Below are 18199 nucleotides of genomic sequence, written 5' to 3' on the forward strand. Positions count from 1 at the left end.
CTGGCGGTGATGCCCCGCAATCCCACGCCTCCTGACCGGCAAGACAGCGACCGCTTCAACGAGGACCGGGCGACGTACACCATGACCGGCAGCCAGCCCGACCTTGAGGCTGGTCTGGCCGCGATCCGGGAAGTGGTGGCAACGTTGAAGCCCCGTCCGGGCGTGTACCGCATGCTCGATGCACGCGGCGACGTGCTCTACGTCGGCAAGGCGCGGGCGCTGAAGAACCGGGTGACGAACTATACCCAGGTCGAGCGGCTGCCGCTGCGGATCAAGCGGATGGTCAGCCAGACCCGCTCGATGGTGATTGTCACCACCAATTCCGAGGCGGAGGCGCTGCTGCTCGAAGCGCAACTGATCAAGCGTTACCGCCCGCCCTACAATGTGCTATTGCGCGACGATAAAAGCTTTCCATTCATCCTGTTGCGCGCCGATCATGAATTTCCGCGGATCACCAAGCATCGCGGCGCGCGAAAGGCGAAGGGCAACTATTACGGTCCGTTTGCCAGCGCCGGCAGCGTCAACACCACGATCAACGCGCTGCAAAAGCTGTTCCTGTTGCGCAGCTGCACCGACAGCTTTTTCAGCCGCCGCGATCGCCCGTGCCTGCTGTACCAGATCAAGCGGTGTTCAGCCCCATGCGTCGGGCGGATCGACACGGCGGCCTATGCCGAACTGGTGGGCGAGGCGAAGGACTTCCTCGGCGGCAAGAGTTCGGCCGTGCAGAAGAAGATCGAGGCGCAGATGCAGGAGGCGGCCGAGGCGCTGGACTTCGAACGCGCGGCCATGCTGCGCGACCGGCTGCGGGCGGCGACCTTCATCCAGGGCAGCCAGGCGGTCAATGCCGAGGGTGTGGGCAATGCCGACGTCTTTGCGATCGCCCGCGTGAATGGTCAGTTTGGGGTGCAGGCGTTCTTCATCCGGGGCGGACAGAACTGGGGTCACCGGGCGTTCTTCCCCAGCCACACCGATGGACTGGACGAGGCCGAGGTGCTGACCAGCTTCCTCGCCCAGTTCTATGAGGAAGTGCCCCCGCCACGCACGATCCTGGTCGACCGCGCCTTGCCGGAGGCGGACCTGCTGGCCGAGGCGCTGGCCGGTGCGGCCGGGGGCAGGGTAGAGATTTCCGTGCCGCAGCGCGGCGACCGCCGCCGTCTGATGGCGCAGGCCGAACGCAATGCGGTCGAAGCCCTGGAGCGGCGGCAGGCCGAGAGCGGCAGCAAGGCGACGCTGAACCGCGAATTGGCCGAATTTCTCGAACTGGCCGAACCGCCGCAGCGGATCGAGGTTTACGACAACAGCCATATCCAGGGCGCGAACGCCGTCGGGGCGATGGTGGTTGCCGGTCCGGAAGGGTTCATCAAGGGCCAATACCGCAAGTGGAACATCAAGCGCCCCGAAGCGGCGGGCGATGACTTTGCGATGATGCGCGAGGTCATGGAGCGCAGGTTTGCCCGGGCGCAGGACGAGGATCCGGACCGGGACGGCGGGCTGTGGCCCGATCTGGTCCTGATTGACGGCGGCAAGGGCCAGATGAGTGCCGTCAGGGACACCTTGGAGGAGCTCGGGATCGAGGATGTGCCTCTCATCGCCATCGCCAAGGGCCCCAATCATGGGCGCGAGGGGCGCGAAGTGTTCCACTTCCCCGACGGCCGGGAAAAGATGCTACCGGTCAATTCACCCCTGCTGTTCCACCTCCAGCGCCTGCGCGATGAAGTGCACCGCTTCGTCATCGGCGCGCATCGTGACAAGCGAAGCCGTGCGATTACCGCCAGTCCGCTGGACGAGATTCCCGGCATCGGCCCGGCACGCAAACGCGCACTTTTGCTGCATTTTGGCACTGCCAGCAAAGTGCGCGCCGCCGCACTGGAAGACCTCCAGCGCGCGCCCGGCGTCAGCGCGGCAGTGGCGCAGACGGTCTATGATTTCTATCATCCGGGGGGATGATGCGGATCAGGCCTTGGGCTTGATCTCGCGGATCAAACCTTCCTGCGCGGTTTCCGCGATCAGGCGACCATCGGCGGCGTAGATCCGCCCACGGTTCATGCCCCGCGCTCCGCCCGCCCACGGGCTGTCGGTCGCATAGAGCAGCCACTCGTCCGCCCGGAAATCGTCATGGAACCAGACGGCATGGTCCAGGCTGACGCCCATTACGTTGCCAACGGTCCACGACAGGCCATGGGGCAGGGTGCAGGTGCCGAGCAGCGACATGTCGCTGGCGTAGGCCAGGACGGCGCGATGAATCTTGGGATCGTCCGGCAGCGCCGCACAGGCCCGGAACCAGGTGTGGCTGCGGGGCGCACTGGGCTCCGCGCCCATCCAGTGGCGCTTTTCGACCGGGCGCAGTTCGATCGGGCGAGGGGCGATCATCTGCGCTCGCTTGTCTTCTGGCACCAGGTGCAGGAACTCGCGCCGCAATTCGGCCTCGCTCGGCAAGTCCTCGGGGCGAGGCACTTCGGGCATCGCATCCTGATGGTGCACGCCCGGTTCGCGCCGATGAAACGAGGCGACCAGGTTCAGGATGGGCGTGCCCTGCTGGCTGGCAACGACCCGGCGGTTCGAGAAGCTTCCGCCATCGAGGTCCCGTTCGACCTTGAAGTCAATTTCGTGATCCTCGCTGCCGCCGCGCAGGAAGTAGGCGTGGAGCGAATGCACCGGGCGATCGTCGGCAACCGTCCGTTCTGCCGCAGCGAGGGCCTGGGCGATCACCTGTCCGCCAAACACGCGGCCAACGCCGCCGCGCTTGCGGCGACCTGCGTAATGGCCTTCTTCGCCGGGCTTCACATCCAGCAGCTTGACCAGCCAGCGGACGAGTTCTTCGGGGGTGGGAGTTGCCTGTTCCATGGACAAACCCCTTGCGGTGCTTGGCCGAGGACGTCAACTGCCGCGGTAATCAGGCCTGCCCGCGCAGCTTGCGTATCACACGCCAACCCAGCGCCTTGGCGCGGTTGCCGTGTGGCCAGCGTCCGGTGCTTTGCGGCTTCAGCCCGATCCGGCGCAGGACTGCATTGAATGCCCGTGCATCCGCTTCGGCAAAGCTCCATTCGGACCGCCAGGTGATGGACAGCGAAACGGACGGCTCCGGCCCGTTGCGGACGAAGTGCGGAGCCATCACCGGCACGAACAGGGCGTCTCCGGGTGACAGCGCGAATTCCCGTCCGCCGGCAAGTAACTCATCGCGCCAGACCAGTTCCCGGCCTCCGCCGGTGTGATAGGTTTCGTGGACTTCGTCAGGGGCGTAGATGGCATCACCGGCCGGAAACTGGGTCATCACCTTGCTTCCCCGGATCTGCAGCAGGATGTTGTGCTCCGGATCGAAGTGATAGGGCGTGACACCGCCCGGGGAGGTGATGAACACAAAAGCCTGGGTCTTGAGCATACGTCCGGTCTTGGCCTCGATCTCCGGCTGGATCTCTGCCAGCAGATCAGCCAGCAACGCGGCATATTCCGGCACCTGCTCGATATTCTTGAGTGCGGCCCAGCTGCCGGTCTGCTCGATCCGGCGGATGGTCTCGCCAATCGGAATGCCGGTGGGGTCGGGCTTGCCATCGATCCCGAGCGGAAGGTCTGCCTTGTTGTATTCTATCGAGCTTTCCGGCAGCGCCTCCGCCAGCTTGGCCAGTGCGTCGAGCTCAAGCAACGGATGACGCCCAAGGCGATGCTCCAGCTTGTGCGGCACTTCCGGATAGTTTGCAGCGAAGGCGGCCCTGTCGGTTGGTGAGAATACGGTCATGGCTTCAGTCCAGCGGGATTGCGGCCGAGTTCGGCCTTGGCGATCAGGCGAAAGGCAAAGCGGCGGATTGGGCCGCCAATGGCGATCGAGATCCGACCGATGGCGCGGCGTTCGCGCCATATGTGGTCGATCATGGGATGATCGGCGGCGGCACAGCTGTCGGTCCAGCGCACGACCGTATGATCCAGCATCGCCAGGTTCTCGCGCTGCAGCAGCACGCCGGGAGAGAAGCGGGCAAACCGTTCGTCAAACGCGGTCTTGTAGCTGAACGCACCGGGCGGCGAGAGAAAGCTGACCAGCATGGCAAGCGGATCTCCGTCCAGGGTCAGGGTCAGCCGCTCCAGCCGGTTATGCGCAGTCGCTCCGGCCAGGGCTTCGCGAAACAACTGCGTGGTCGCCTGGTGCGATGCGAGGGCCGATCCGGCGCTGCCTTTCCAGCCGGAATGTTCCAGCGCCAGGAAATCCTCGATCCACTTTTCAAGACCGTCGGCGTCTGTGCGTCGTTCGAACCGGACCTGGCCCAGTTCGGACAGGCGGGTAAACTGGCGGCGCAGTTCCTTGCGCTTTTTCCCCGACATGGCCGCTTCGAGATAAGCCTCCGGGGAGAGATCCGACGCCAGCATCGCGCGCTCCTCGCGGTGGACGAGCGCGGCAAAGCGGTCCTGTTCGGCCAGTACCTCGCCAAGAGCGGTGGTGAGCGGGCTGTCGAGCGGCAACTGGGCGAGATGGAGAAACAGACTGCTTCCACTCTGACGGTCCGCCCAATCCAGCAAGGCGTGCCAGAACGGCCGCTCCTGCCCGGCCAGGACCAGGGGAGCGCCGAGGAAGCAATTCGGGTGAAGCCAGCTGCCCAGATGCGGGATAGGCCGGCCATAGTAGCGGGCGTCCTTGCAAAGCGGGAGCAGGCCGATCAGTTGACCATCCTGTTCTGCGCAGAGCAGGAACACATTGTCGGGGTTCAGCGCCCGCAAGGCCGGGAGCAGATACCAGCTTTCAAAAAATGGATTTGGTTCAATTGCGCGCTCGCTGAGCGCGTCCCATGCGGCCCGGGCGTCGGTGTCCTCCATGCCCGGCCAGATCGCGGTTCGGATCGTCGTGGCGGGCAGGGCGGAGGTCGCAGCACGAGGCTGCGGATCGACCGACGGCGCGCGCAAGGCCTGAGTGGCCACGATGGAGTCCCCTTGCAGCGGCGGAACGAGTGCCGCCGCAAGGGGCTTTAGCGTTGAAATGCCAAGGAATGGCTAACGCGTGGCAGCCTACTTGGCCGAAGTCGTCGTAAACAGGCGCTGGGCCATTCCGGTTATCGCCGGATCAGCTGCGGGCTTCTTGGCGTAGTCCGCATCGCTGGGGATATAGGCCGGATTGTAGCGGTCCATCCAGGCTGCCGCCCCGCCAAGCCACTCGATCCGCTCTTCCTTGGTGAAGAAGATGCCATAGTGGCCGTTTTTGGGCTGCTCGATGTAAGCGAATTCAACGCCTTCCTGCTTGCCGGCACTGCGCAGGCGGGAAACCAGCGTGCGCCCTTGGGCGATCGGAACGCGCGGGTCGCGCACGCCGTGAACCACTAGGATCGGCGACCATTTGGTCTTCGTCTGCAGGGCAGGCGATACGTCAGCCAGCGAATTGGCCCCCTTGGCCAGATAGTTCGCGCCGAAGGATCCAAGGTAGGCCTTGTCGTAATCGCGCATCATCGGCAGATCATACACGCCCGCGCCCGCGATGGTGCATTTCCATCGCTGGGGGTCGCGCTGCGCAGCCCGGGCGGATGCATAGCCGCCATAGGACCAGCCCATCATGCAGGCGCGGTTGGGATCGATCTCTCCCTTCGCGGCCAGGTGGTCGATCACATCGTTCAGGTCATCCTGCATCCGGGTGCCGAATCCGTCCTGACGGCCCTTCTTGACGAACTCCGTGCCGTAGCCGCCTGATCCCCGATAGTTGGGCTGGATCACGACATAGCCCTGTTCCGCAATGGACTGAGCCCACTGATCGTATTCTGCGTAGTCGCGCACCCCGTAAGGTCCACCGTGGGTAAGCACGACGACCGGCAACTTCGCTTGTCCGGCGCGCAGGCGGGGGCGGGTTACGACGGCTTCGATCTCCAGGCCGTCGCTGGCCTTGTAGCGGATCGCCTCGACCGGGTTCATGAGCCCGTCCTTGATCTGGTTGTTCTCATACCCGATCAGCTGCATCTGCCCCGAGGCGACATCATAGAGGTAGAACGCGTTCAACTGGTTGGGCCGGGCGAGCGCAACGATCAGCTTGGTGTCGTCTTCGTTGGTGGAGACAATGGTGGCATTGCCGGCACCAAAGCTTTCCTCCAGAAAGCCATGCACGGCCTTGAGTTTGGCGTCGACGAACTTCTGGCGCGGCCGGTCGGTGGCGTAGGTGAAACCGACGATGCCATTTTCCCGTTTGTTGGCAATTGCCGATGAGGCGTCGTAGCCATCCGGCGCCGAGAACACCTTGCCGACGATGGTCATCGTCTTGAGGTTCGCCTTGTAGATCGCGGTATACCCTTCGTGGTTGCTCGAGACGATGGCCATGTCAGGCTGATCGAGGAACACGATCGGGTCGATGCCGGATCCGGTGAAGTTGGTGTCGACCACCTTTTGCACGGTCGTGATCGGGTCGCCGGCCTTGGACCGGTAGAGCGAGCGCTGCTCTCCTGAATCCCGGTCGGCAGCGCCGCCCCAGCGCACCACACCCTTGCCATCAGCCGCCCAGCCGCCAACCACGGGGTTGGGCTGCTGGACAATCTCCAGCGTCTTGCCAGTCGCAAGATCGACCCATTCCACCCGGTAGCGGAACATCAGCTCCGTGTTGCCGGTATCGACTTGCCGGGCCAGCAGAATCCGGGCCTTGTCCTTGTCGATAAAGAGGATGGCCCCTGCGTCGGCCGTGGAATCGCGCCAGGCAATCGGCGTGATCGCCCCGGTTTCGACATCGTAGGCGGCGATCCGGCGCAGGTCCACGCGCTGACCCTGAATGTTTTCACGTGAACCCAGCGTGATCAACAGGTACCGATCCGTGGCCCACCGATACGACTGGACTGAACGCTGGCCAGCCTCCTTGTAGGTTTCCGCCGTTGCGAACACCTTGGGCTTGCCGCCGTTGACGAGGTCGAGAATGGCATAGGCATAGTCGTTCCCGCCGCCCAGCGTGACGGCTGCCTTTGTGCCATCAGGCGACAGACGCAAGGTCGACATGGCGGGCAGTTCGGCGAGGGTCGAGAGCGGTACTTTGGTCGTTACCGGCTCTCCCGGCGTGGTCTGCGCCAGCGCGGGTGCAGCCAGCGCCAGTCCCAGTGCGGTCAGGCTTCCAGCAAGCAGCGATGTCTTGAAATTCACGGCAAACAACCTCCCGTCGGCCACGGCAGGCGTGGCGGTTCAATGACCCGAGATTACCGCAAGGTGCGCCATGCGCAATGGGGCGCAAGCACTTGCCCCCAAAAGCAAAACCCCGCCCGGATTGCTCCGGACGGGGTCTGCATTCACCACGTTGAAGGCTGGGTCAGTGTGCCCCGGCCAGCGCCGCGAGCAGCAGCAGCGCGACGATGTTGGTGATCTTGATCATCGGGTTGACGGCCGGACCGGCGGTATCCTTGTAAGGATCGCCGACCGTGTCACCGGTCACTGCAGCCTTGTGGGCTTCGCTGCCCTTGCCGCCGTGATTGCCGTCCTCGATGTACTTCTTCGCGTTGTCCCATGCGCCGCCACCCGAGGTCATCGAGATTGCGACGAACAGGCCACCGACGATAACGCCCAGCAGCAGCGCGCCCAGTGCGGCAAAGCCGTTGGCTTCACCGGCCACCGCCGCGATCACGAAGTAGACCACGATCGGCGCCAGCACCGGCAGCAGCGAGGGAACGATCATTTCCTTGATCGCTGCCTTGGTCACCAGGTCCACGGTGCGGGCATAGTCGGGACGGCTGGTCCCGGCCATGATCCCCGGATTGTCGCGGAACTGGTTGCGCACGTCGATCACCACGTCACCCGCGGCGCGCCCCACGGCGGTCATGCCCATCGCACCGAACAGGTACGGGAGCAGAGCGCCAAGCAGCAGGCCGACGATCACGTAGGGATTCTCAAGGCTGAAGCTGACCTCGAGATTCGGGAAGAATTCCCGAAGGTCGGTAGTGTAGGCTGCGAACAGCACCAGCGCGGCGAGGCCCGCCGAACCGATCGCATAGCCCTTGGTAACGGCCTTGGTGGTGTTGCCCACGGCGTCGAGCGCATCGGTCTTTTCGCGGACCGAATCGTCGAGGCCGGCCATTTCGGCAATGCCGCCGGCATTGTCGGTTACCGGACCGTATGCGTCGAGCGCCACGACCATGCCGGCCAGCGCCAGCATCGCGGTTGCCGCATAGGCAATCCCGATCAGGCCTGCGAGCTGATAGGCGATGACGATGCCCGCGCAGATCACCAGCGTCGGCAGTGCGGTTGATTCCAGGCTGATGGCCAGGCCCTGGATGACGTTGGTGCCGTGCCCGGTTTCCGACGACTTGGCGATCGAACGGACCGGACGATAGTTGGTGCCAGTGTAGTATTCGGTGATCCAGATGATCAGGCCGGTGATGACCAGACCCAGCAGCGAGCAGTAGAACAGCGTGCGCCCGGTGAAGGTCACAGTATCGCCCAGCACCGTATAGGACATCGCGGTTTCCATGCCGCCAAGGGCATGGCCGATGGCCCACCAGATCGCCCCGACCGAAAGGACGGCGGTGACCAGGAAGCCCTTGTACATCGCGCCCATGATGTTGTTGCTGGAACCCAGCTTGACGAAATAGGTGCCGATGATCGAAGTCACGATGCAGACGCCGCCGATCAGCAGCGGCAGGGCCATCATCGGTGCCAGAGCGTCACCAATCCCCTTCAGCAGCAGCGCGGTCAGCACCATCGTGGCACCAACGGTGACCACATAGGTCTCGAACAGGTCGGCGGCCATGCCGGCGCAGTCACCGACGTTGTCGCCCACGTTGTCCGCGATCACGGCCGGGTTGCGTGGATCGTCTTCAGGGATGCCTGCCTCGACCTTGCCGACCAGGTCGGCGCCGACGTCGGCGGCCTTGGTGAAGATCCCGCCGCCGAGACGCGCGAAGATCGAGATCAGCGATGCACCGAAGGCGAGGGCAACCAGCCCGTCCACCACCGTGCGGTCATCGCCGCCCACCGCGAAGCCAGCCGGGCCGGTGAGGTACCAGTAGAACACCGCAATCGCCAGCAGCGCCAGACCCGCCACCAGCATGCCGGTGATCGCGCCCGCGCGGAACGCCAGCGTCAGACCCGCCTGCAGCCCGCTTTGCGCGGCGGCGGCGGTGCGGACGTTGGACCGGACCGAAATGTTCATGCCGATGAACCCGGCCACACCCGAAAGGACCGCCCCGATAACGAAGCCGACTGCCGAAATGGTGCCCAGGGTTGCCGCGATGATTACCGCCACGACCACGCCGACGATGCCGATCGTGGTGTACTGGCGGCGCAGGTAGGCTTGGGCGCCTTCCTGGATCGCTCCGGCAATTTCCTGCATCTTCTCATTGCCGGCCGGTGCCCCTAGCACCTGTCGGCTGGTTACAAAGCCGTAGACCACGGCCAATAGTCCCAAGACTATCGCGATCGTGACAAGATTCACGCAACGCTCCCCCTTATTAGTTGTGGCCACAGGATGCCCCCGAAGGGGCGCGTGGTCAGGGGGAAGCTTAAGGCCGGTTTCGGGCTTTGCAATGGTTTAGAAAATACCGCGCTGACGCCGCGTAATGCTGCGTTTCGACGGCTGCGTTCCGTTTCGGAACGGCTTCTGAATCAAGGATTCTTGCCAGCCACAAAGGTTTATGAGAAGTTAACCTTTATGACCACGGCGATCAAACAGCTCTTCTACTGGATGCCGTTCCTGTTCGGAATCGGCTTCATTGCTCCGCTCATCGCGCAGATGCTTGAATACTGGCAGGTCTCCGCCCCCTGGGGGCTCAGCCCGGTCATGTTCGGGCTGCTGATCGGCGCGCCGTGGGGACTCTATGCAACGCTGCGGGGGCGCTGGTTATGAACGAGATGACGACGCTCCAGCCTGCGGTTGCCCTCGCTCCCGGTGCGGGTGATGCCCCGGCTATCCCACTGGGTGCAGGCAACGAACTGGATGCCCATACCCGCCGCACGCTGCTGCAGCAGGAACGCGCGATCGCGCGCAAGTATACTTCCGATCCGAAGAAGATGTGGCCTTATACAGTCATCACGCTGGGTTGCTTTGCCCTGTGGCTGGCGTTCTGGCCGCTGGGGATGATGGATGTGCTGCCGCTGTGGGTCGGGTTCATCGCCAGCACCGTGTTTGCCGCCGGCGGCTATATCACCAGCCATGAGGCGATGCATTCCAACATCGGCCGTCCCGGCACCAAGGAGCGGTTCTGGAACGAGGCGGTGGGACAGGTCGCGACGATCATCCTGATCTTCCCGTTCAGCATGGCCCGGATGATGCACCTGCATCACCACTATTACACCAACGACCCGGAAAAAGACCCGGATTACACGGATGCCGCGCCGGGCAAGTATTCCGCTTGGTACAAGACCTGGCTGAACCGTCAGCCGGGCGTGGACGGATCGATCCACCACTACAAGCGCATCCTGGAACGGATCGGCACGCCTGCGGCCAAGGCGGCGCTGCGCGACACGATGATCCTTCAGCTTGGCTCGATGGCGTTCTTCTTCGCGATGGCCTGGTCTGGCTATGCGATGGAAGTGGCGCTGCTGTGGTGGCTGCCGCGCCATATCGGCCTGTCCTATATCCGCTTCTGGCTGAGCTGGGCGCCGCACCATCCGCGCACCGGCACCGGGCGGTATGACAACACCCGCGTGTTCAAGACCTGGATCGGCCACTACTTGTCGATGGGGATGCAGTATCACGTGGTGCACCACCTCTATCCGGAAGTGCCGAACCACCTGACCCGTTACGCCTATCGCGAAATGAAGCCGCTGCTGGAAGCGCGCGGCGTGGATTGCAGCGCGCTCAAGGATTAGCCGTGTTCATAGCCTAACCGGCCCGAAACAGGCGCGCCGTCCAGCAGGATTGGCGCGCCTTGTCGTTGCAGCACTGTGCCGATGCGAAATGCGGGGCAGGGAGGCAAGACTCCGGCGGGAAGGGTGAACAGCAGCTGATAGTCATCGCCCCAGCGCAGTGCCTCGTCCCGGCGATCTTCGGGCGTGGCAATCGGCACGGCCATGCGGTCGATCGCGATGGTCACGCCAGAGGCATCGGCCATGCGGCTGGCGTCAAGCAGCACACCGTCCGATACGTCCATGATTGCGCTCACCAGCGGCGCGAGCAGCTGTCCCTCGGTCAGCAGGGCCGAGGGACGGCGATAGGCGCTGGAATCGCCGGTTCCGGCCTGAAGCGCCTCAAATCCCAGCATCGCCGCGCCGACCGGGCCGGTGATCCAGAGCGCATCGCCAGCTGCCGAGCCGCCGCGCGATGGCACCGGGCGGTGGGTCGCACGGCCAATCGCCGTCAGGCCGACGCTTTGCGGCCCCGGCGCGCGGACTGTATCACCACCCAGCAAGGCGGCATCGCCATAGTGCCGGAGCGCGGCCTGAAGTCCGTCCAGAAACGCCGCGTCATCCCGGCCCAGCTGATAGCTGAGCAGCACCGCCAGTGGCTGCGCGCCCTTGGGGGCCAGATCCGACATGTTCGTGGCGACCAGCTTCCACGCGACGTCCGCCGGGTCTTGCTCCGGGAGGAAGTGCACGCCCTCGACCATCGTATCGTGGGTCAGCACCAGCGTTTCGCCGCCGACATCCAGCACGGCGGCATCGTCGTTCAGGCCGCGCGCGGCGGGGTGCGTGGCAATGGCCCGCAAGGCAGCGATGAAGGCGCTTTCGGCGCTCAGCGCACGGCCTTTGCCACAGCGTCGAGCAGGCCGTTCACGAACTTCGCCTCACGCGCCTCGAAGAAGGCGTGGGCGACGTCGACATATTCGCTGATCGCGGTCCCGGTCGGCACATCGGGGCGAGCCATCAACTCGTAAGCGCCCGCGCGCAGGATCTGGAGCATGGTCTTGTCGAGCCGCTCCAGCTTCCAGCCATCGGCCAGCTTGCTGGAAAGCAGCGTGTCGATCTCGTCGCGGCGGGCGACCGCGCCCTTGACCAGATCGTCGAAGAACGCGCTTTCCGCTTCGGCATACTGGTCGCCCTCGATCTCCGCGCCCAACCGGTGGCGGTGGAATTCGTCGAGCAGGCTGGGCAGCGGGGTCGCTTCCATATCCAGCTGGTAAAGCGCCTGCACGGCGGCCAGCCGCGATGCGGCGCGGGCCTTGGCGGTGGCGCTGTTGTGGGGTTTCATATGCCTAGTCTCACTTCGATCGAACGGGCGTGCGCGGGCAGGCCTTCGGCGTCGGCCAACTCGATCGCGGCGGGGCCGATCGCGCGCAGCGCGGCCTCGTCCAGCTGGATGAAGCTGGTCCGCTTCATGAAATCGAGTACCGAGAGGCCGGATGAGAACCGCGCGCGGCGGCCCGTGGGAAGAACGTGGTTGGGGCCGGCGACATAATCGCCGACCGCTTCGGGGGTCATGCGGCCCAGGAACACCGATCCGGCATGGCGGATCGCGTCCATCAGCGGCTGCGGATCGGCCACAGCCAGCTGGACGTGCTCCGCCGCCAGCGCGTTGGCGAGCGCGGGCGCTTCGGCCAGACTGGCGACTTCGATGATGACGCCGTGGGTGTTCCAGCTTTCCGTCGCGACCCGCGCGGTCGGCAGCATGGCCAGTTCCACGCCGACGCGGTCGGCCACGGTATCGGCGAACAGCGGATCGTCGGTGATCAGGATCGACTGGGCAGACGGGTCATGCTCGGCCTGGCTGAGCAGGTCCGCGGCGGTCCAGTCCGGGTCATTCTGGCCATCGGCAATCACCAGGATTTCGCTGGGCCCGGCGACCATGTCGATGCCGACCACGCCGTAAAGCTGGCGCTTGGCTTCGGCGACCCAGGCGTTGCCGGGGCCGGTGATAACGTCGACCGGCTTGATCCGCTGCGTGCCATAGGCCAGCGCGCCAACGGCCTGTGCGCCGCCGATGCGCCACACTTCATCGACGCCCGCAAGATAAGCGGCGGCGAGGACCAGCGGATTGACCACGCCCTTGGGAGTCGGGGTGACGACGACCAGACGCTCCACCCCGGCGACCTTGGCCGGAATCGCGTTCATCAGCAGCGAGGAGGGATAAGCCGCGCGGCCCCCCGGAACGTAGAGGCCAGCGGCATCGACCGCCCGCCAGCGCGCGCCGAGGCGGACCCCGGCGGCGTCGGTTTCATCGCGGTCGGCCGGCAATTGCGCTTCGTGATAGGCGCGGATGCGCTGGGCGGCGAGTTCCAGCGCGGCGCGCAGGTCTGGCTTCAACTCGTCGAAGGCGGCGCGGCAGGCGTCGAGCGGGATGCGCCAGTCGTCGTCGGAGGCGAGGGTGTGGCCGTCGAACTTCGCGGTCAGTTCAGCCAGCGCCGCATCGCCGCGCTGGCGCACGTCGGCAAGGATCAGCGAGACGTCGCGCGAGACGTTCTCGTCGCTTTCGCGGCGGTCTTGCACCAGGCGCCGAAACGCCTGTTCGAACCCGGCCTCACTGGTCTTCAGCCGCAACATCAGGCTGCCACCAGGGCGCGGAAGCGGTCCACCAGCGCGGCGACGCGCTCATCCGTTTTCAGCGCCGCGCGGTTGACGATCAGGCGGGCAGAAATTTGCAGGATCGTGCTGGTTTCGACCAGTCCGTTGTCCTTCAGCGTGCGGCCCGTGGAGACCAGATCGACAATCCGGCTGGCAAGGCCCAGACCGGGGGCCAATTCCATTGCGCCGTTCAGTTTCACCACCTCGGCCTGAATGCCCATGCGTTCAAAATGGCGGCGGGTGAGGTTGGGATACTTGCTGGCCACGCGCAGGTGGCTGACCCGCGCCGGGTCTTCGCCGGGGCCGACCGGTTCCGCCACCGACAGGCGGCAGTGGCCGATGTCGAGATCGACCGGGGCGTAGAGGTCCGGATAGGCGAATTCTTCCACCACGTCAGAGCCCACGATTCCGCACTGCGCCGCGCCGTGCGCGACGAACGTGGCAACGTCGAACGCGCGCACGCGGATCAGGCGCATGTCGCTGTTTTCACAGGCGAAAGACAGGGCGCGGTTGGACTTGTCGTGGAAGCCCGGTTCGGGCACCACACCGGCACGCGCCATCAGCGGCAGCGCCTCGTCAAGAATGCGGCCTTTGGGGATGGCGAAAGTGAGCGGACAGGTCATAACGGGCGGCGTTTAGGCGGCATGGGCGCAAAGGGCAAGGAGTGGCGGATGCAGGACAAATACCAGCCTATCGACATCAATGCGACCGGCGCGGAAGCAGCCCGAACCGCGTTCGGGAATCAGGTGGCATACTGCGCCAAGGCCGGGGCGCCGATCACCGCGCGGATCTGCGCGGCGGTGGGGCAATTGCTGGACCGGGGCGAGGGCGGGCAGCTGCTCGACACCGTGCGCGGCTGGACCGGCGCGCCGCTGGCCGATGCCCTGCCGCTGCGGCTGGCGGGCGGGCTGCATGCCCTGCACCTGAGCGGCGCCGAACCGGCACTGGCGGCGATCTATGACGACCAGCCCGGCGCCGATGATGTCGCCATCATCGCGGCGGCGATTCACAACCACGAAGCCGCGCTGCTGCCCTGGCTGGACGGTCCGCCGCAGACCAACGAGGCGGGGCGCTCGGCCAATTTCATCGCCGCGATGCCGTGGCTGGCGGAGCAGGGCCTGCCGCCGCGCTTCGAGTGTCTGGAAATCGGATCGAGCGCGGGGATTAACCTGATGCTGGACCGCTATCACTATGATCTGGGCGGGGTGCAGGTGGGGCCGGTGCCGGGGGCGATGGCGTTCCGGCCTGACTGGCAGGGCAATCCGCCGCCGGACCGCGCCATCAAGATCGCCTCCACCAAAGGCTGCGACGTTGCGCCGGTGGACCTGACCGACCCGGCGCAGGCGCTGCGGCTGAAGGCCTATATCTGGCCCGAACACACCGTCCGGTTCGAACGGATGGCCGCCGCGATTGCCGAGGCGGGCCGTTCGCCGCCCGATCTGGTGCGGATGAACGCCGCCGATTTTGTCGAGGCGCAACTCGCCCGCCCGCAAGCCCCCGGCACGACGCGGGTGCTGATGCATTCCATCGTCTGGCAATACGTCCCCGCCGACCAGCAGGCCCGCGTCACCGCCGCGATGGAAGCCGCCGGCGCGCGCGCCACGCCGGACCGCCCGTTGGCGTGGATTGCGCTGGAGGCCAATCGCACGGTTCACTTGCACGAGTTGGTCGTGCGCCTCTGGCCGGACGATGGCGAGCCGGTGATGCTCGCCCGCGCCCATCCGCATGGGGCGAGTATTGATTGGCGGGTTTAGGGGGTTGTTTGTAAACCGACCGTGCAAACATCACCAGTCGCCGACACCGACCCTAATCCCCATCCCGCTTCGCCCGGCGCGCTTCGAAGCGCTCGTAGGCGCGTTTGGGGTAGGGGATGCCGATGGCTTCCATCCGTTCGGCCCAGCCGCCGTGATAGGATACCCATTCCCACACCGCCGTCAGCAGCAGGATGGCCACGCCCCAGCCGGCGAATTCGACCGAGCGGATCGGGGTGAACCATGCCGCCGCGCCCAGCAGCGCGAACAGGATCATGGCCACGCCGTGCGATAGCGGGAAGTTGCGGATGGTGTTGGCAAAGCGCTTGAACGCGGCCAGCCCGCCGATGAACAGCACCAGCCCGCCGGTCTGGACCAGCACCAGATCGCGGCCCGCCGGTTCGTCCCAGTGTTCCAGTAGCAGCGCATCGCCCACCGCGCAGATGATGATCGCCAGCACGATGGGCATGTGCAGATAAGTATAGGCGTTGCGGGCGAGGCGTCCGACGTCGGCATTGCCGGAAATCAGCTGTGCGCCGCGCTCCGCCCCCAGATCGAAATAAAGCCACCACATCAGCGCTGAACCGGCAAAGGCGACCCCCAGCGCGCCGAGCAGGCCGCCGTCCACCAGTTCGGCCCCGGCGACGCTCGACCCCGTGACGACGATCCCTTCGCCCAGTGCGATGATGATGAACAGCGAGCAGCGTTCGGCCATGTGGCTGCCGGAAATGTCCCAGTCCGAGCCCTTTGACTTGCCTAGCCCCGGCACCGGGAACATCAGCATTGGCCCGGCGTATTCGATCGCCAGCGCGGCCAGCCACCATGCGATCCGGTGGTTCGGATCATCGGCCAGCGCGCCCACCAGCCACAGCGGGGCAGAGGCCGCGAACCACGCCGCGATCCGCGCCATGTTGCGCATCCGGGCCGACCCTTCGCGGCGAAACAGCACGGCCATTGCGGTGGAGCGCCCGAGTTGCAGCGCGACATAGCCGCCCGCGAACAGCAGGCCCTTGTCCCCGAACGCGCCGGGAATGGCGACGGCCAACAGCAGGCTGCACAGCATCACCGCCAGCAGGATCAGCCGCACGGGCAGCCGGTTCGGATTGGCCCAGTTGGTAACCCAGGTGGTGTAGATCCAGCCCCACCACACCGCCAGGAACATCACCACGCCTTCCAGCAGGCCGTGCCAGCCAAGGTGATGGTGCAGCGTGTGCGACAGCTGGGTGATCGCGAACACGAACACCAGATCGAAGAACAGTTCCAGATAGCTGACCGGCGCATGCCCGCCGCCGTGATTGCGCAGCAGCGACGGGCGCGTCGGTGTGGCGGCGGTGTCAGCCGACATCGGCGGTCCGGGCGAGGAAGCCGTCCAGCGCGGCATTGACCGCGGCGGGGGCTTCCCATGGCACGAAGTGGCCGCAATCGGGTACTTTCACCACGGTCAGATCGTCGATGATCTGGTCCATCCCGTCGAGGTTTTCCGGCGGCAGGGCGTGGTCGTCCAGCGCCCAGATCACCATGGTCGGGATCGTCAGCTGCGGGATGGGGTAGGGCTTCCACCCGGCCGGCAGTTCATAGGGCGCGTCCATGTCCAGCACTTCCATCGGGCTGGCCCGATACCAGTTGAGCATGGCGATGGCGGCATCGGGATTGGCCCAGTCGGCCAGCAGCGCCTCGCGCTCTTCCGGTTCCAGCGCGGGGGATTCGTCGCGCCCGCCAAACGCTTTCAGCAACAGCGCGCCAAGGCCGTGCTGGCGCACCAGTTCATCGTTCGCGGTGTCGCGGAAATCGCGGAAATACTGGCTGGCGGCGCGCTGGACGCGGTTGGTGTAAAGCAAGCGCGGGAAGATCGTGGGGTGGGGCGCATTGGCGATCACCGCGCGGGTGACGCGGCCATTGGCCTGCCCGGTCAGCGCCACGCCCCAGGCAATCGCGCCACCCCAGTCGTGACCCAGGATGGTGAAATGCTGCACGCCCAGCGCATCGGCCAGCAGGAACACGTCGCCGATCAGCTTGTCAGGGGTATAGTTTTCCACGCCTTCAGGCTTGGACGTCCCGCGATAGCCGCGCTGGTCCGGCGCGATGCAGCGATACCGGCCTGACAGGTGCGCGATCTGGTGGCGCCAGGTGCGGTGGCTTTCCGGAAAACCGTGGAGAAAGATCAGCACCGGCCCATCGCGCGGGCCGGTGTCCACGACGTCCAGTTCGATCCCGTTGGCGAGGCGGACGCGCTGCTGTTCCAGCCTGATATACCCGGTCATCGCGCGGTCACGCCCATTTTCGCGGCATAGCCGGCGTTGAAGGATTCGATCATCTTGTCGAACAGCGCTTCTGGCGTGCGGCGTTCCTGCGCGATCCACTGTTCCATGCCGTGTTCGGCAATGGCCACTTCGCGTTCGCCCGCATCGATTGCGGCCAGCATTCGCGCGGCGAAATCGTCCGGGTCGATCCCGGTGTCGATGGCTTCATCGCTTTCCCCGCGCCGCGATCCGTCGGCAGTGACGGCGTTGCGCGACACATCGGTGCGGATCGAGCCAGGGGTTACACCAATGACGCTGATGCCATGGGCGCTGAGTTCGATCCGCAGCGAATCCGCATAGCCGATCAGCCCGTGCTTGGCCGCGCAATAGGCCGAGCGCAGCGGCGAGCCGACTTTGCCCGCGAGGCTGGAAATCATCACGATCTGACCGGTCCCCCGCCCCGCCATCCGCTTCAGCAGCGCTTGCGTCAGCGCAATCGGGCCGAGCAGATCGACGTCGATCATCCGCTGATAGACCGCAAAGTCGGTGTCGATCGCCAGCGAGCGCTGTGAAATGCCGGCGTTGTTGACCAGCACGTCGATCCCGCCCGACCAGTCCCACGCAGTATCGGCGGCAGCACGGGCGGCATCAAAATCCGCCGCCTCGAACGGCAGGACCAGCGATTCGGTGGGGCACTGCGCGGCAACCGCATCCAGCGCCGCCTGATTGCGGCCCGACAGGATCACCCGATACCCGCGCGCCGCATAGGCCCGCGCCAGCGCCGCGCCGATCCCTGAGGACGCACCCGTGATCCATGCGGTCTTGGCTGCCTCGGTCATT

Annotated in this window: 16 protein-coding genes; 4 read left to right on the top strand and 12 right to left on the bottom strand. The window is 65.5% G+C overall.

Going from position 1 to position 18199, the window contains the following annotated elements:
• Positions 1-9: 9 nt before the first annotated feature.
• Positions 10-1947: an excinuclease ABC subunit UvrC gene (uvrC, locus tag IE113_RS10345; RefSeq protein ID WP_189541120.1), complete on the top strand. Its 1938-nt coding sequence runs from the start codon at positions 10-12 to the stop codon at positions 1945-1947.
• 6 nt (positions 1948-1953) lie between these two features.
• On the opposite strand, the gene IE113_RS10350 is transcribed toward uvrC, so the two are convergent.
• The 5 genes from IE113_RS10350 to IE113_RS10370 all read right to left on the bottom strand — a co-directional run bounded on the left by IE113_RS10350 (position 1954) and on the right by IE113_RS10370 (position 9364).
• Positions 1954-2844 carry an acyl-CoA thioesterase gene (locus IE113_RS10350; protein WP_189541122.1) on the bottom strand — a complete coding sequence of 297 codons (891 nt, stop codon included), beginning with the start codon at positions 2842-2844 and terminating at the stop codon, positions 1954-1956.
• A 49-nt stretch (positions 2845-2893) separates the two neighbouring features.
• Complete coding sequence (locus tag IE113_RS10355) at positions 2894-3733, bottom strand: cupin domain-containing protein (RefSeq protein WP_189541124.1); 840 nt, start codon at positions 3731-3733, stop codon at positions 2894-2896.
• Entirely contained in the window at positions 3730-4902 is a 1173-nt protein-coding gene (locus tag IE113_RS10360) for a GNAT family N-acetyltransferase (RefSeq protein WP_229822274.1), read from the bottom strand. Before IE113_RS10360 ends, IE113_RS10355 begins: the two co-directional genes overlap by 4 nt.
• Positions 4903-4989: 87 nt before the next feature.
• Positions 4990-7083, bottom strand: coding sequence for an alpha/beta hydrolase family protein (locus IE113_RS10365; protein ID WP_189541126.1), 2094 nt, complete (start codon positions 7081-7083; stop codon positions 4990-4992).
• 163 nt (positions 7084-7246) lie between these two features.
• Complete coding sequence (locus IE113_RS10370) at positions 7247-9364, bottom strand: sodium-translocating pyrophosphatase (protein ID WP_189541128.1); 2118 nt, start codon at positions 9362-9364, stop codon at positions 7247-7249.
• Positions 9365-9580: 216 nt separating this feature from the next.
• Between IE113_RS10370 and IE113_RS10375 the strand changes: the two genes are divergently transcribed.
• Both IE113_RS10375 and IE113_RS10380 read left to right on the top strand, forming a co-directional pair.
• Entirely contained in the window at positions 9581-9775 is a 195-nt protein-coding gene (locus IE113_RS10375; RefSeq protein WP_189541130.1) for a hypothetical protein, read from the top strand.
• On the top strand, positions 9772-10740 hold the full coding sequence (locus IE113_RS10380) for a fatty acid desaturase (protein ID WP_189541132.1): 969 nt from the start codon (positions 9772-9774) through the stop codon (positions 10738-10740). Before IE113_RS10375 ends, IE113_RS10380 begins: the two co-directional genes overlap by 4 nt.
• Here the strand turns inward: IE113_RS10380 and thiL are convergent.
• From thiL to hisG, 4 genes are read right to left on the bottom strand one after another with little or no spacing between them, the layout of a single operon-like run.
• Entirely contained in the window at positions 10737-11606 is an 870-nt protein-coding gene (gene thiL, locus IE113_RS10385; RefSeq protein WP_189541383.1) for a thiamine-phosphate kinase, read from the bottom strand. The two genes, IE113_RS10380 and thiL, sit on opposite strands and share 4 nt — an antisense overlap.
• Positions 11603-12058: a transcription antitermination factor NusB gene (gene nusB, locus IE113_RS10390; protein ID WP_189541134.1), complete on the bottom strand. Its 456-nt coding sequence runs from the start codon at positions 12056-12058 to the stop codon at positions 11603-11605. The genes thiL and nusB overlap by 4 nt, the downstream gene beginning before the upstream one ends.
• Positions 12055-13347, bottom strand: a complete 1293-nt coding sequence (hisD, locus tag IE113_RS10395) for a histidinol dehydrogenase (RefSeq protein WP_189541137.1) — start codon at positions 13345-13347, stop codon at positions 12055-12057. Before hisD ends, nusB begins: the two co-directional genes overlap by 4 nt.
• Positions 13347-13991: an ATP phosphoribosyltransferase gene (gene hisG / locus IE113_RS10400; protein ID WP_189541139.1), complete on the bottom strand. Its 645-nt coding sequence runs from the start codon at positions 13989-13991 to the stop codon at positions 13347-13349. The genes hisD and hisG overlap by 1 nt, the downstream gene beginning before the upstream one ends.
• Before the next feature lie 48 nt (positions 13992-14039).
• Between hisG and IE113_RS10405 the strand changes: the two genes are divergently transcribed.
• Positions 14040-15122, top strand: a complete 1083-nt coding sequence (locus IE113_RS10405) for a DUF2332 domain-containing protein (protein WP_189541140.1) — start codon at positions 14040-14042, stop codon at positions 15120-15122.
• Positions 15123-15174: 52 nt separating this feature from the next.
• On the opposite strand, the gene IE113_RS10410 is transcribed toward IE113_RS10405, so the two are convergent.
• Genes IE113_RS10410 through IE113_RS10420 form a run of 3 tightly spaced genes read right to left on the bottom strand, consistent with a single transcriptional unit; the run spans position 15175 to position 18198 of the window.
• Positions 15175-16464 (bottom strand): low temperature requirement protein A, encoded by a 1290-nt coding sequence (locus tag IE113_RS10410; protein ID WP_189541143.1) that lies wholly within the window; start codon positions 16462-16464, stop codon positions 15175-15177.
• Positions 16454-17380: an alpha/beta fold hydrolase gene (locus tag IE113_RS10415; RefSeq protein ID WP_189541145.1), complete on the bottom strand. Its 927-nt coding sequence runs from the start codon at positions 17378-17380 to the stop codon at positions 16454-16456. Before IE113_RS10415 ends, IE113_RS10410 begins: the two co-directional genes overlap by 11 nt.
• A complete protein-coding gene (locus IE113_RS10420) occupies positions 17377-18198 on the bottom strand; it encodes an SDR family NAD(P)-dependent oxidoreductase (RefSeq protein WP_189541147.1) in 822 nt (273 codons plus the stop codon). The genes IE113_RS10415 and IE113_RS10420 overlap by 4 nt, the downstream gene beginning before the upstream one ends.
• Position 18199: the final 1 nt, after the last annotated feature.

The organism is Novosphingobium arvoryzae (assembly GCF_014652615.1).
GTDB classification, from domain to species: Bacteria; Pseudomonadota; Alphaproteobacteria; order Sphingomonadales; family Sphingomonadaceae; genus Novosphingobium; species Novosphingobium arvoryzae.

Coding starts and splice junctions, on each gene's coding strand:
- uvrC (WP_189541120.1), top strand. CDS start 10: ATGCCCCGCAATCCCACGCCTCCTGACCGGCAAGACAGCGACCGCTTC.
- IE113_RS10350 (WP_189541122.1), bottom strand. CDS start 2,844: ATGGAACAGGCAACTCCCACCCCCGAAGAACTCGTCCGCTGGCTGGTC.
- IE113_RS10355 (WP_189541124.1), bottom strand. CDS start 3,733: ATGACCGTATTCTCACCAACCGACAGGGCCGCCTTCGCTGCAAACTAT.
- IE113_RS10375 (WP_189541130.1), top strand. CDS start 9,581: ATGACCACGGCGATCAAACAGCTCTTCTACTGGATGCCGTTCCTGTTC.
- IE113_RS10380 (WP_189541132.1), top strand. CDS start 9,772: ATGAACGAGATGACGACGCTCCAGCCTGCGGTTGCCCTCGCTCCCGGT.
- nusB (WP_189541134.1), bottom strand. CDS start 12,058: ATGAAACCCCACAACAGCGCCACCGCCAAGGCCCGCGCCGCATCGCGG.
- hisD (WP_189541137.1), bottom strand. CDS start 13,347: ATGTTGCGGCTGAAGACCAGTGAGGCCGGGTTCGAACAGGCGTTTCGG.
- hisG (WP_189541139.1), bottom strand. CDS start 13,991: ATGACCTGTCCGCTCACTTTCGCCATCCCCAAAGGCCGCATTCTTGAC.
- IE113_RS10405 (WP_189541140.1), top strand. CDS start 14,040: ATGCAGGACAAATACCAGCCTATCGACATCAATGCGACCGGCGCGGAA.
- IE113_RS10410 (WP_189541143.1), bottom strand. CDS start 16,464: ATGTCGGCTGACACCGCCGCCACACCGACGCGCCCGTCGCTGCTGCGC.
- IE113_RS10415 (WP_189541145.1), bottom strand. CDS start 17,380: ATGACCGGGTATATCAGGCTGGAACAGCAGCGCGTCCGCCTCGCCAAC.
- IE113_RS10420 (WP_189541147.1), bottom strand. CDS start 18,198: ATGACCGAGGCAGCCAAGACCGCATGGATCACGGGTGCGTCCTCAGGG.